This window comes from Rhodobacter maritimus (genome assembly GCF_058747975.1).
Genome location: NZ_CM179095.1, coordinates 1,487,317 through 1,500,584, shown reverse-complemented (window position 1 = coordinate 1,500,584; position 13,268 = coordinate 1,487,317). Strand labels below are relative to the sequence as shown.

At 66.5% G+C, this 13,268-nt stretch carries 12 protein-coding genes; 4 read left to right on the top strand and 8 right to left on the bottom strand.

The features are described 5' to 3' along the window. Positions 1-6: 6 nt before the first annotated feature. The 3 genes from AC4PTO_RS07625 to AC4PTO_RS07615 form a co-directional block, all read right to left on the bottom strand. Positions 7-1,791 carry an SLC13 family permease gene (locus AC4PTO_RS07625; RefSeq protein ID WP_492733135.1) on the bottom strand — a complete coding sequence of 595 codons (1,785 nt, stop codon included), beginning with the start codon at positions 1,789-1,791 and terminating at the stop codon, positions 7-9. Between the two features lie 121 nt (positions 1,792-1,912). Then, positions 1,913-3,205, bottom strand: coding sequence for an NAD(P)/FAD-dependent oxidoreductase (locus AC4PTO_RS07620; protein WP_492733134.1), 1,293 nt, complete (start codon positions 3,203-3,205; stop codon positions 1,913-1,915). 21 nt (positions 3,206-3,226) lie between these two features. Continuing rightward, positions 3,227-3,838, bottom strand: a complete 612-nt coding sequence (locus tag AC4PTO_RS07615) for a helix-turn-helix domain-containing protein (RefSeq protein ID WP_492733133.1) — start codon at positions 3,836-3,838, stop codon at positions 3,227-3,229. A gap of 103 nt (positions 3,839-3,941) precedes the next feature. On the opposite strand from AC4PTO_RS07615, the gene AC4PTO_RS07610 reads away from it, so the two are divergent. The 4 genes from AC4PTO_RS07610 (at position 3,942) to AC4PTO_RS07595 (ending at position 7,403) form a co-directional block, all read left to right on the top strand. Beyond that, a complete protein-coding gene (locus AC4PTO_RS07610) occupies positions 3,942-4,706 on the top strand; it encodes an ABC transporter substrate-binding protein (RefSeq protein ID WP_492733132.1) in 765 nt (254 codons plus the stop codon). A 68-nt stretch (positions 4,707-4,774) separates the two neighbouring features. Then, positions 4,775-5,428 carry an amino acid ABC transporter permease gene (locus AC4PTO_RS07605; protein WP_492733131.1) on the top strand — a complete coding sequence of 218 codons (654 nt, stop codon included), beginning with the start codon at positions 4,775-4,777 and terminating at the stop codon, positions 5,426-5,428. Further along, positions 5,425-6,159, top strand: coding sequence for an amino acid ABC transporter ATP-binding protein (locus tag AC4PTO_RS07600; RefSeq protein ID WP_492733130.1), 735 nt, complete (start codon positions 5,425-5,427; stop codon positions 6,157-6,159). Before AC4PTO_RS07605 ends, AC4PTO_RS07600 begins: the two co-directional genes overlap by 4 nt. Positions 6,160-6,323: 164 nt before the next feature. Then, positions 6,324-7,403 (top strand): PLP-dependent cysteine synthase family protein, encoded by a 1,080-nt coding sequence (locus tag AC4PTO_RS07595; protein WP_492733129.1) that lies wholly within the window; start codon positions 6,324-6,326, stop codon positions 7,401-7,403. Between the two features lie 23 nt (positions 7,404-7,426). Here AC4PTO_RS07595 and AC4PTO_RS07590 read toward each other — a convergent pair whose 3' ends face one another. The 5 genes from AC4PTO_RS07590 to AC4PTO_RS07570 all read right to left on the bottom strand — a co-directional run bounded on the left by AC4PTO_RS07590 (position 7,427) and on the right by AC4PTO_RS07570 (position 13,260). Further along, on the bottom strand, positions 7,427-8,314 hold the full coding sequence (locus tag AC4PTO_RS07590) for a DMT family transporter (RefSeq protein WP_492733128.1): 888 nt from the start codon (positions 8,312-8,314) through the stop codon (positions 7,427-7,429). 89 nt (positions 8,315-8,403) lie between these two features. Beyond that, positions 8,404-8,769, bottom strand: a complete 366-nt coding sequence (locus AC4PTO_RS07585; RefSeq protein ID WP_492733127.1) for a DUF1850 domain-containing protein — start codon at positions 8,767-8,769, stop codon at positions 8,404-8,406. Next, entirely contained in the window at positions 8,766-10,883 is a 2,118-nt protein-coding gene (locus tag AC4PTO_RS07580) for a TRAP transporter permease (protein WP_492733126.1), read from the bottom strand. Before AC4PTO_RS07580 ends, AC4PTO_RS07585 begins: the two co-directional genes overlap by 4 nt. 74 nt (positions 10,884-10,957) lie before the next feature. Continuing rightward, the gene (locus AC4PTO_RS07575; RefSeq protein WP_492733125.1) at positions 10,958-11,902 is read right to left on the bottom strand and encodes a TAXI family TRAP transporter solute-binding subunit; all 945 of its coding nucleotides are present in this window, start codon (positions 11,900-11,902) and stop codon (positions 10,958-10,960) included. A gap of 167 nt (positions 11,903-12,069) precedes the next feature. Then, a complete protein-coding gene (locus AC4PTO_RS07570) occupies positions 12,070-13,260 on the bottom strand; it encodes an acetyl-CoA C-acyltransferase (RefSeq protein WP_492733124.1) in 1,191 nt (396 codons plus the stop codon). Positions 13,261-13,268 lie beyond the last annotated feature (8 nt).

The window sequence follows — 13,268 nt, the reverse complement described above, 5'->3', positions numbered from 1 at the left end:
GCCTCTTCAGAGCGGGAAGAAGATGCTGATCGCAACCGCAGAGGTCACCCCGATGATCACGTTCATCGGGATGCCGATGCGCAGGAAATCCACGAAGCGGTAGTTTCCGGCGCCGTAAACCAGCGTGTTCGTCTGATAGCCGATGGGCGTTGCGAAGCTGGCACTTGCGGCCATCATCACGGCCACCGCGAAGGGGCGCGGGTCCACCCCAAGCTGACCCGCAAGCGCGATGACCACGGGCGTGAACAGCACCGCCACGGCGTTGTTGGTGACGATCTCTGTCAGGAAGGAGGCGATGGCATAGACCGCCAGAAGCGTCACGAAGGGCGACATCCCCTGAAGCCAGGGCGCGACGAAGGCCACGATCATCTCGACCGCGCCGGTATGCTCCAACCCCGCGCCCACGATCAGCATGGCGAAGATCAGCACCAGAATCCCGCCGTCGATGGATTTCCACGCCTCGTCGCTGTCGATGCAACGCAGGATCAGGATCGCCGCAACCGCGACAAGCGCCAGAATCCCGATCGGCATCACGTCAAGCGCGGCAAGCGCCACGATCCCGACCAGCGCCAGCACCGCGACCGGCGCCTGACGCCGCCGGTAGGCGCGCCCGCCGGGTTCCGAGATCGCCACCAGATGGCCCGCCTCGGACAACAACCGCAGCCCCTCGGGCGGGCCTTCCAGAAGCAGCTTGTCGGCCGGGCGCAGATGCACGCTCGACAGGTCCGCCCCCGCGATATGGCCGTGCCGGTGCGCCCCCAGCACGCGCACGCCTGTATTGCGCCCAAGCGCCAGATCCGCGATGCGCCGCCCCACGTTCGAGCGGTTGGGGGTGACGAAGGCCTCGGCCACCTTCACCGGCTCTTCGGGGTCAAGCTCGAAGCGGCGGCGCATGCCGACGAACAGGCCGGGCTGTTCGGCGAAGGTCAGAAGTTCGGACGTCGTGGTGACGACGATGACCGCATCGCCCTTTTGCAGCACAAGGTCATCAAGGCCACCGCGCCCGATCTGCCCGGCGCGCCGCACACCACGCACCCGCACGCCGTCGCGCTGAAAATCCGCGATCTCGCCAAGTGGCGTGCCGATATGCGGATAGCTTTCGCGGATGGTGATCTCTGACAGGAACTCGGTCTCTTCGCCGGCATCGGTGCTGCCATCGCTTTCCCGGTCGGGTAGCAGCCACGGCCCCAGCACCAGAAGCGAAACCCCGCCAACCAGCGTGGCGATCAGCCCCACGGGCGCGATCTCGAAGATCGAGAAGGGCGCAAGCCCGTTCTCGCGCGCGATACCGTCGACAAGGATATTCGTCGAGGTGCCGATCAGCGTGCAGGTGCCGCCAAGGATTGCCATGTAGGACAGCGGGATCAATAGCCGGGTCGGCGCCAGCTTCATGCTGGCCGCCAGCCGCACCACCACCGGGATCAGCACAAGAACGACGGGCGTGTTGTTCATGAAGGCCGAGGCCGCCACCGCCGCCAGAAGAAAAATTGCCACCGCCAGCAAAGGCCGTTCCTGCGCCCGCGCGATCACCATGTTGGCCAGCGCGTCCAGCACCCCCGTCCGCACCAGCGCGCCAGAGACGACGAACATTGCACCGATGGTGATCGGCGCCGAATTGGCGAAGACATCCATCACCCGGTCATAGGGCACCAGGCCAAGGACGATAAAAAGCGCCGCTGCCCCGGCGGCGGTCACCTCGGGCGGGTATTTCTCGATGGTAAAGGCGACAAACAGCGCAAAAAGGATCGCAAGCGCGAGATAGGCGGCAAACGGTCCGGCAAGTTCGAACATCGGCGCGGGGCTCCGGTGCTGGTGGGTCGGGCGGCGGCGTCCGCACAGCCAAGCACGGATCCGCCCCCCTTCACAACGCAAAACCCCAAAGATCTTCCGGTGGTTCCGTGGAAACCGACGCTCAGCGTTCCAGCGAATCGCGGAAACGCGACCAGGCGACGGTCGCCATCACCGCAGGCTTGCGCATGAAATAGAACGGGATCGGGCGCGGGCGCGTGACGGGGTAGTCCAGCGCCGCCTCGGGCGTTCCACCGGCCCAGTCCGCCATCACCTTGCCAAGCGCAGTCGCCATCGCCACGCCACGACCGTTATACCCCATGGCCGCCATCACCCCCGGCCCGACCAGATCCAGATGGGGATAGTGATCCTGCGTCATCGCAACGAACCCGCCCCAGGAATAGGACCAGCGCACGTCCCGCAGCGCGGGATAAAGCCGCACCGAGGCTTCGCGCAGCGCCTGCATCTGGCGCAGCGTGCCCTGGTCGCTGTAATCCCCGCGCCCGCCCATCACGAAACGCCCCGCCGCGTCCTTGCGGAAGTAAAGCAGAAGCCGCCGGCTGTCCGAGGCGGAATGCCCCTGCGGCAGGATCTTGCCCGCGATCTCCTCGGGCAGGATGTCGGTCGCCACCTGAACCGAACGGATCGGCACCACCGTGCGGCGCATCGGCGCGATCAGCCCGTCGGTATAGCCGTTGGTGCACAGAAGAACCTTTTTCGCCCGCACCTGCCCGCCGGCCGCGCGCAGCACATGATGATCCGCGCGGCTTTCAAAGCCGGTCACGCGGCTTTGCCCGTGGATCGCGGCCCCGGCACGCTGCGCGGCCTCGGCCAGGCCAAGCGCGTAGTTCAGCGGATGCAGGTTCCCGCCCCGCTCGTCGATCATGGCCGAGCGATAGAGGTCGGTACCCAGAAGCGCCGCCGTGTCCTCGCGCGAGAGCATGCGCAGTGGCGCGCCGCGGCGGGTCCATTGCGCGACCCGCTCGCGCACCACGGCCTCGGACTGGGCGCTGTGCACTGGCTGGATCCAGCCCGTCTGACGGGCATCGCAGCGGATGTCCAGTCGGCGGATCAGATCGAAGACGAGCTGCCCCGCCCCACCCGACAGGGCGACCATGCGCCCGCCCATATCCGCCCCGAAGCGCGCCTCGACGGTATCAGGATCTTCCTTGAGGCCGGGATTCACCTGCCCCCCGTTGCGCCCCGAGGCCGCCCATCCGGGCGATTGCGCCTCAAGCACCACCACACGCGTGCCGCGCTCGGCCAGGTGCAGCGCGGCCGAAAGCCCGGTGAAACCACCACCGATGATCGCCACGTCGCACTCTGCCGCGCCCTGCAAGGGCGGGCAATCCGGGGCCGGGTTGGCGGTGGCCGTCCAGAGTGAATTGGCGATCACTTCGGTTTCGTTGCTGATCATTCCCGTTTCCATCCTTGCCATTCAGTAGACTGCGGGCGTCACCACCCATAAGGCCTCGGTCGTCTGGTCGCCGTCGCACCAGAAGCGGATCATCCGCTTCGCCTCGAAGGCGAAACTGTCGCCGGCCGCCACGCGAAACACCTCACCGTCGACCTCAAGGCCCAGCACACCGGACAGGACGGTGCCGCATTTGGCGCCTTCGGGATGGTTGTAGGGGGTATCGCCTGTCGATCCGCCAGGCCGGATGACCAGCCGCATCATCTGGATGCCGCCGCAACTGTCGGGCGTCATCAGCTCCTTCACCATGCCCTTGGAGCCAAGATCCAGAACCCTGCGGTGATGGCTGCGCACAACAATGCCATTCCCGCCCCCCGAATCGGGCGCATCGAAAAGCCAGCCGACCGGCATCTCCAACGCCGCGCAGACCGCCCCAAGCGAACGGACCGAGGGCATCGTCAGTCCGCGCTCGATCTGGCTGAGCAGCCCGATCGAGATTTCGGCCCGTTGTGCCACCTCTTTCAGCGACAGCCCCCGCACCTTGCGGCGCAGGCGCAGCCGTGCGCCGATGCTGTCGGCATCTTCCGGCCCCGCGGGCGTGGCATCTTCTGCAAGAGGTGGTTTGAACGGATTCATTTGGTTGACAACCCCGGTCTGATTTCGTCAGACTGAAATAACTCGGCCTGAATTTCAATATATATCAAACCAACACAGGTCGCGCAACGCAACGGGAGATACCATGACACACTTCACTCGCATTGTTCGCGGTGCCGCGGTGGCGCTGCTGACCAGTGGCATGCTGACCGGCACCGCCCTCGCGCAGGACACGACCTACAAGGTCGGCTCGACGCCCTCGGGCGTTCCGTTCACCTTTCTTGACGTGAACACCAACCAGATCGACGGCGTGATGGTCGACATCATCAAGGCCATCGGCGAGGTCGAGGGCTTCACCCCCGAGGTCGAGGCGACGCAATGGAGCGCGCTGATCCCTTCGCTGACCAGCGGCAAGATCGACATCATCGCCGCAGCCATGTACGCCACCGAAGAACGCGCCAAGGTCGTCAGCTTCAGCGATACCGTCTACACCTATGGCGAAGGGCTTTTCGTCAAGGCCGACGACACCGGCACCTACACCTCGCTTGACGATCTTGAGGGCAAGGTCGCGGGCGCGCAGGTCGGCACCGCCTATATCGAGCCCCTGAAGGCCAGCGGCAAGTTCGCGGAGGTCAAGGTCTACGACACCATCGCGGACATCATGCGCGACGTGTCCCTTGGCCGAATCGACGCAGGCTTCGGCGACCGCCCGATCGTGGGCTACCAGCTTTCGCAGGGCGCCTCGGACGTGCGCCTGGTGGCGGAATACGAAAGCCAGGTCACAGGCAATGTCGCAATCGCCGTGCGTCAGGACGACACCGAACTTCTGGCCAAGATCAACGCGGGGCTGGCGGCCATCAAGGCCTCGGGCAAGCTGGATGAGATCGTCCAGAAGTGGGGCATCAACTGACCCGCCCCCCGCGGGCGGCGGGGAATGCCTGCCGCCCACCCCCTACATCTATATCCGCAGGAGATTGAATGTCAGGTTTTATCACCGGCGCGGGCAACTACCTTCCAATCCTGATGGAGGGGGTTGTCCTTACCCTGGTCGTCACGCTGTTCTCGGTGGTTCTCAGCACGGTGCTGGGCTTTGCCTGGGCGATCATGATGTGGTCGCGCATCCCGCTTCTTGCCGGGTTCGCACGGACCTTCATCACGGTTATCCGGGGGATCCCGATCATCGTCCAGCTGTTCTACATCTACTTCGTGATGCCCGACATCGGATTGAACCTGACCGCCGTGCAGGCCGGGATCATCGGCCTTGGCATCGCCTATTCCGCCTATCAGGCCGAGAATTTCCGCGCCGGGATCGAGGCCATCGACCGCGGCCAGATCGAGGCGGCCCATTCCATCGGCATGACCGACGGGCTTGTCATGCGCCGGGTGATCATGCCGCAGGCGGTGCGCATCGTGCTTCCGCCCTTCGGCAACACGATCATCATGATGCTCAAGGATTCCTCGCTCGTCTCGACCATCACGGTGGCCGAGCTGACACGGCAGGGCCAGCTTATCGCGGCCTCGACCTTCGACAACATGACGGTGTTCACGCTGGTCGCGCTGATCTACCTGGCGCTGAGCCTGCCGCTCACTTTCCTGACCCGCCATCTTGAACGGAGGTATTCGCAGTCATGATTTCGGTTCAGGACATTCGCAAGTCTTTCGGCACGTTCGAGGTAATCAAGGGCGTCTCCTTCGAGGTGGACAAGGGCGAGGTCGTCTGCATCATCGGCCCCTCGGGGTCGGGGAAATCGACGATCCTGCGCTGCATCAACGGGCTGGAGACCTATGACAGCGGCGCGATCACGGTCGAGGGCACGAAGGTCGATCCGGCGGATCGCTCCATCGCAAAGCTGCGCACACAGGTGTCGATGGTGTTCCAGCGCTTCAACCTGTTTCCGCATCGCAGCGCGATCGAGAACGTCATGGAAGGCCCGGTCTACGTCAAGGGCATGAAACGCGCCGAGGCGCGCGACCTGGCCGCAAGCCTGCTGGAAAAGGTGGGGCTTGCCGGGAAATACGACAGCTTTCCGGGCCAGTTGTCCGGCGGGCAGCAGCAGCGCGTGGCCATTGCGCGCGCGCTTGCCATGCAGCCCAGGGCGATCCTGTTCGACGAACCGACATCGGCGCTTGATCCCGAGCTGGTGGGCGAGGTTCTGTCGGTGATGCGCGACGTGGCGGCCGAAGGCATGACCATGGTGGTCGTGACCCATGAGATGGGCTTTGCCCGTGCGGTGGCGGACCGTGTCCTGTTTCTTGAATCGGGCACGATCGTCGAACAGGGGCCGCCGCAGGACATCCTGCGCAACCCCCAGCATCCGCGCACGCAGGATTTCCTGCACCGCGTGATCCATCCGATGGATTGACCGGGCGTCCGTGCCGCACCCCGCGCACGGGCGGGCTTGGCCGTTTGGCACGCTTGGGGCATGATCCCCGCAGGACCGGGCCCGGGCACGGCCGCGCGGGGCGGGCGAATCTGCCCCCTGCCGCGCCGCCGGTCCCTGCCGCAACAGCAGGAAGGACACCCCAGATGACGACAGGAACGATACGCAAGACCAAGGGCCGTGGCCGGATCTATGACACCATCCTCGACACCGTGGGCGACACCCCGGTCATCCGCATCAACAGGCTTGCCCCGAAAGGGGTCGAGCTTTTCGTGAAGGCCGAGTTCTTCAACCCCGCCGCCTCGGTCAAGGACAGGCTCTCGCTGAACATCATCGAGGCGGCCGAGCGTTCCGGTGCGCTGAAGCCCGGCCAGACCGTGGTCGAGGCGACAAGCGGCAATACCGGCATCGGCCTTGCCATGGTCTGCGCGCAGAAAGGCTATCCGCTGGTGGTGACGATGGCCGAAAGCTTCTCGGTCGAGCGGCGCCGGCTGATGCGGATGTTCGGCGCGAAGGTCATCCTTACGCCGCGGGCCGAAAAGGGCACGGGCATGTATAACAAGGCGGTCGAACTGGCGCGCAAGCACGGCTGGTTCCTGGCCCGGCAATTTGAGACATCCGCCAATGCCGACATCCACGAAAACACCACCGCGCAAGAAATCCTTGGCGATTTCGCGGGGCGCAGGCTGGATTACGTCGTGACGGGCTATGGCACCGGCGGCACGCTGACCGGCGTGTCGCGCGTGCTGCGCAAGGAGCTCCCGGACACGAAGATCGTGCTGGCAGAGCCCGCCAATGCCGCCCTCGTCTCAAGCGGGCAGGCCCAGGCGCGGGGCGAGGACGGATCGCCCGCCATCAGCCATCCCGCGTTCGAGCCGCACCCGATCCAGGGCTGGACCCCGGATTTCATCCCCTTCGTGCTGCAAGAGGCGCTGGACAATCGCGGCTTTGACGATCTCGTCACCGTGCCCGGCCCCGAGGGCATCGCCTGGGCGCAGAAACTTGCGGCAAGCGAGGGGATCCTGACGGGCATTTCGGGCGGGGCGACCTTCGCGGTCGCCATGCGGGTGGCCGAAAGCGCACCCCCCGGCACCGCGATCCTTGCGATGCTGCCCGACACGGGCGAGCGCTACCTTTCCACCCCCCTGTTCCAGGAAATCCCCGAAGAGATGGACGCGGCCGAGCTTGAGATCTCGCGCTCGACCCCCGGCTACCAGATGGGCTGACGGGCAGCAGGGGCGCGCGCGGCCTAGCGGCCCGCGCGCCCTTCGCGCAGAACGATGATCATGCCGCTGAGGATGATGATCGCGGCGCCGATCCATGTGAACAGGTCGGGCCGCTCGGCCCAGATCAGCCAGCCCAGAAGCGACGCCCAGATCAGCGCGGTATAGTCGAAGGGCGCGACCATCGCCGCGGGCGCCACGCGGAACGCCTGCGTCATCATCGTCATCCCGGCGGTTCCGAAAAGCGCGATCGCCACGAACAGCCACAGATCCTCGGGGCGGATCGGCACCCAGACGAAAAGGCTTGCGATCCCGCTCAGCAGCCCGCCCGCGCCGACAAGGTAAAGCATCAAGGTCCAGACGCTTTCGCGCGGATCGACCCACCGCGCGCTGAGCATCAGGACCGCATAGAAGAAGGCGGTCGACAGCGGATAGAGCGAGGCAAGCTGAAAGGTCGCGCTGCCGGGGCGCACCACCACAAGGACACCGACGAAGCCCAGAAGCACCGCCGACCAGCGCCGCCAGCCTACCCGCTCTTTCAGGAAAAGCGCGGACAGTGCCGTGATGAAGACCGGCGCGACAAAGACCAGCGTGGTCGCCTCGGCCAGGCCCAGATGGCTGAGGCCGGTGAAGAACAGGGTCGCCGCGCAAAGCCAGAGCGCGCCGCGCAGAAGATGCGCGGCCGGGCGATGCGACCGAAGCGCCCGCGCGCCACCCAGCCGCAGCGCCACAAGCGCCGCCACCGGCAACGCGATGGCGTTGCGCAGGAACAGGATCTGCAAGGGCGAATAATTCGCCGTCAGGGTCTTGCCGATAGCGTCGTTCACGCAAAGGCACGCAACCCCCACGCACATCAGCGCAATACCCGTAACCGAGCTGGACCGCATATCATCGGCCCCGACGTGACTGGTCATGAATTCCTCCACCGGCGGCGGGGCCAGATAACCATCCCCAACGCCCCGAGACAAGCCCGCGGGCCGGGGTTTGCGGATCAGTCGGCCTCCTATCCCTCGGGACAGGGGCGCAAAACCAGCGGCGCCCCCGCATCGGCGCCAAGCGTCACGCATTCCGTGCCGCAGACCTGCCAGCCCTGCCCCGTCTCGCCCGAGGCGGCCAGCCGCAATTCGCGCTGTGGCGGCAGGTCCGGCACCCAGACCCACCAGCCGTCCTCCAGATGCCCGCCCGGCCCCGGCTCCATCCCCGCGCCCGATCCCTTGACCGCCGCGCGGCGCAGGATCAGTCCCTCGGGGGCAAGCTGCCAATCCTCGTGCCAGCGGATCTTCTCGACCGAATGGCTCCATTCGATCGAGAAGGCGCCGCCCGGCGCAAGCGCGATCGCCATGGCGCCGGCCAGAAGGCAGCCGCTCATGCCGCGGCGGCCCGCCTGCGGCCCAGCCACATCACCACGCCGAAGGCCGCGACAAGGGCAAAGCCCAGCTCGTCCGTGACCGGCAGGGCCGCCACCAGCATGAAGGCCGCCGCCATGGCAAGCGCGCGTTCCCAAAGCCGCAGCGGATGGCCAAGCCAGCCGATCACCGCTACGCCCCACAGCCCAAGCGCCAGAACCGCCTTCAGCACGATATAGCCCACCGCCGGCCAGTAGCCGATCGCACCGGCCAGCGGCCCGCCATCCTGCAACATCAGCGCCGGCGTATAGACGGCCATGAAGGGCACGACGAACCCCGCCGCCGCGACTTTCACCGCCTCGAGGCTGATGCGCAGGCCGCTTTCCTTGGCAATCGGCGCCGCCGCGAAACAGGCAAGCGCCACGGGCGGCGTCAGATCGGCGAGGATGCCGAAATAGAAGACGAACATGTGGCTGACGATCAGCGGCACGCCCAGATCCAGCAGCGCCGGCCCCGCGATGGACGAGGTGATGATGTAGTTCGGGATCGTCGGGATCCCCATCCCCAGCACGATGCAGGTGATCATCGTCAGCACCAGCGACAGCAGAAGGCTGTGCTTGCCCACCCCCACGATGAACTGCCCGAAGGTATTGGCCACCCCGGTCAGCGTCATGACCCCGATGATCACGCCCACCAGCGCGCAGGCAATGCCGACCGGCAGCGCGGTCCGCGCGCCCTCGGCCAGGCTGTCGCGGCAGTCGATCAGAACCTGCCGCCCGCCGCGCGAAAAGGCGCTGACCGCGATCAGGGCGGCCAGGGCCAGAAGGATGACATTGATCCCGAAGCGGAAGAAGGCCGCCGCCACAAGGCCCAGCATGATCCAGAAGATCACGCGCAGCACGCCCTCGGGCAGGCCAAGGACGGCCGAGCCGCCAAGGATCAGAAGCCCCGTCAGCGCAAGCCCCACGGTGCCCGCGAAAAGCGGCGTGTAGCCCGAGAACAGAAGATAGACCAGCACCGCCAGCGGCAGGATCAGATACCAGCCGCGCCGGAACGCCGCCATGGCCGAGGGCAATTCGTCGCGCGACAGGCCGCGCAGGTCGCGCTTGCCCGCCTCCAGATGCACCATCCAGAACACGCCCAGGAAATAGAGAACCGCCGGGATCAGCGCGGCCTTGACCACCTCGACATATTCCACGCCCAGGGTTTCGGCCATGATGAAGGCCACCGCGCCCATCACCGGGGGCATGATCTGCCCGCCCATCGAGGCCGTGGCCTCCACCCCGCCCGCGAAGGCCGGACGATAGCCGAAGCGCTTCATCAGCGGGATGGTGAACTGCCCCGTCGTCACCACATTAGCCACGCCCGAGCCCGAGATCGTGCCCATCAGCCCCGAGGTCAGCACCGACACCTTCGCCGCGCCCCCCGTCCGGTGCCCCACAAGCCCAAGCGAGACATCGGTGAAAAGCCGGATCATCCCGGCCTTTTCCAGAAAGGCGCCGAACAGGATGAACAGGAAGATATAGGTCGAGGAGACGTAGATCGGGATGCCGTAGATCCCCTCGGTGCCGTAGGTGATGTGCTCGACCACCTGCGCGAAATCGTAACCGCGATGGTTGAGCGGCGACGGCAGGTGCTGGCCGAAAAGCGCATAGGCCAGAAACAGGCCCGAGATCAGCGGCAGGGCCGGCCCCATCAGAAGCCAGGCGGCGGCGAACACGGTCACCAGCGCCGCCACCCCGAACCAGATGTCGCGCGGCAGCGGATCGCCCGCGCGCAGCAGCAGCTCGGTATATTCCACCCATTGATAGGCGGCGATGGCGATGCCCGCCGCCGCCAGCAACAGCATCACCCCCCGCCCAAGACCGCCCATGCCCCGCGCGAAGGCCAGAAGCGGAAAGCCAAGCGCCATCAGGAAGCCCACATGGACCGCGCGCGCCACCTGGCTGGGCATGTCGATCAGATGGGCGGCAAGCGCGATCTGGAAGGTCGAGAACGCCACGGCCAGCCAGAACAGCGCCTTGCCCCAGGGCCCGGCGGGAAAGCCCGCCCCAAGCGGATCGTGGCCCCCGTCATGCCCCTTGTCGGCGGGCGGCGCCTCAAGCGTGGCCACGGGCCGGACGGCACCGTCAGTCATTCCTCACTCCCTCTTGCTGCAAAAGGGGCGGCGCGGCGGGCCGCCCCTGGTCTCGGTGGGATCAGGCGTAAAGATCACATCAGGCCCTGTTCCTTGTAATACCGCTCGGCACCGGGATGCAGCGGAATGGGCGAGCCCTTCGGCGCATCCTCAAGCCTGATGCCGCCCGCCGCGCTGTGGGCAGCCTGCAGCTTGTCGAGGTTCTCGAACAGAAGCTTGGTCATCTGGTAGACGACCTCCTCGGAAAGATCCTCGCTGGTCACAAGGAAGTTGACCACCGCCGCGGTCGGCACGTCCTCGGCCTGGCCCTGATAGGTGCCCGCGGGGATCACACCGGCGATGTAGGGCGCGCCGATCTTCTCGACCACATCGGCGGGAACCGAAACGATCGTGATCTCTTGAGAGGAGGCAAGATCCTTGATCGCGGCATTGCCCAGCCCCGAGGATTGCAGCGTCGCCTCGAGCTGGCGGTTTTTCATCAGCTCGACCGATTCCGCGAAGGGCAGGTATTCCACCTTTCCCAGATCCTCATAGCTCAGCCCCGCCGCATCGAGGATCGCGCGGGCATTAAGTTCCGTGCCCGATTTCGCCGCCCCCACCGAAAGGGTCTTGCCCTTGAGGTCGGCGACCGTGCTCACGCCCGCCTCGGCCAAGGCCGCGATCTGCACGTAGTTGGGATAGATCGCCGCAACCGCGCGCAGCTTGCTCAACGGCGCCTTGAACCCCGCATCGGCATTGCCTTCCCAAGCGTACTTCACCGAATCCCCAAGCGCGAACCCGATCTCGCCCTTGCCCTGCTGGATCAGATTCAGGTTCTCGACCGAGGCCTTGGTGGACTGCACCTGTGTGCGCGCATCTGCGATGCCCTGCGCGTAGATCTCGGACAGTGCAACGCCAAGCGGATAGTAAACGCCCGAGGTGCCGCCCGTCAGCACGTTGATGAACTGCTCGGCCCGCACGGCCGGAGCGCCAAGCGCAAGCGTCGCGGCAATCGCCGCGATGGTCAGATGTCTGGTCATGATACCTCCCGAACTGTCAGTTGGCCCGCTCTCCCGCAGGCCCTGCCCAAGGTTGCGGCGACATGGTCCCGCGATCAAGCCCGGATCGCGGGTTTCGCACGAAAGACCGGGTTTTCCGTAGCGTTAGCCTGCAAAACGATCAGGGCAGCGCCCGCACCGGCCGACGCTCAGAAGATCTCGAACAGGCCCGCGGCGCCCTGCCCGCCGCCGATGCACATCGACACCACGCCCCAGCGGACGCCGCGCCGGCGGCCCTCAAGCAGGATATGCCCCGCCATCCGCGCCCCCGACATGCCATAGGGATGGCCGATCGAGATGGCCCCGCCATTGACGTTCAGCCGTGCGTCGGGAATGCCCAGCCGGTCGCGGCAGGGCAGAAGCTGGGCGGCGAAGGCCTCGTTGATTTCCCACAGGTCGATCTGCTCGGGCTTCAGCCCGGCGCGCTGCAACAGGCGCGGGATGGCCAGGACCGGGCCGATGCCCATCTCGTCGGGCGCGCAACCCGCCACGGCAAAGCCCCGAAGTGCGCCAAGCGGCGCAAGGCCGCGGCGCGCGGCCTCGGCCCCCGACATCACGACCAGCGCGGCCGCGCCGTCCGAAAGCTGGCTGGCATTGCCCGCCGTCACCGTCTTGCCCGGCCCCAGGACCGGCTTCAGCGCGCCAAGCCCCTCAAGCGTGGTGGCGGGGCGGTTGCATTCGTCCGCGGCGATCCGCACGGTTTGCGCGCGCATCTCTCCGCTGGCCTTGTCGGTGACCTGCATCACCGCCTCGACCGGCACGATCTCTGCGTCGAAACGCCCTGCGGCCTGCGCGGCGGCGGTGCGCTGCTGGCCTTGCAGCGCATAGGCGTCCTGCGCCGCACGCCCCACCCCGCAGCGCGCGGCCACAACCTCGGCGGTTTCGATCATCGACATGTAATAGCTGTCCTTCACGCCCGGACAGCGGTAGCGATACCCGTTCCAATGGTCGTTCTGCACCAGCGAGATACTGTCGAGCCCGCCCGCAAGCGCGACCTCTGCCCCTTCGGCGGTGACCATGTGCCCCGCCACGGCAAGCGCATTCAGCCCCGAGGCGCATTGCCGGTCCAGCGTGACGCCCGCCACGCTGTCGGGCAGGCCCGAGGCAAGAGCGATATGGCGCGCCACGTTGATCCCGGTGCTGCCCTGCGTCAGCGCCGATCCGAACACGGCGTCCTCGATCTCTCCGCCCTCGAGCCCGGCGCGCGCCACGGCGGCGCGCACCGCATGCGCCGCAAGCGCCGGACCTTCAAGGGCGTTGAACGCCCCGCGAAAGGCCTTGCCGATCGGCGTGCGCGCAACCGAGACGATGACGGCCTCGCGGCCCGTGGGGGATGGCATGGGATGCT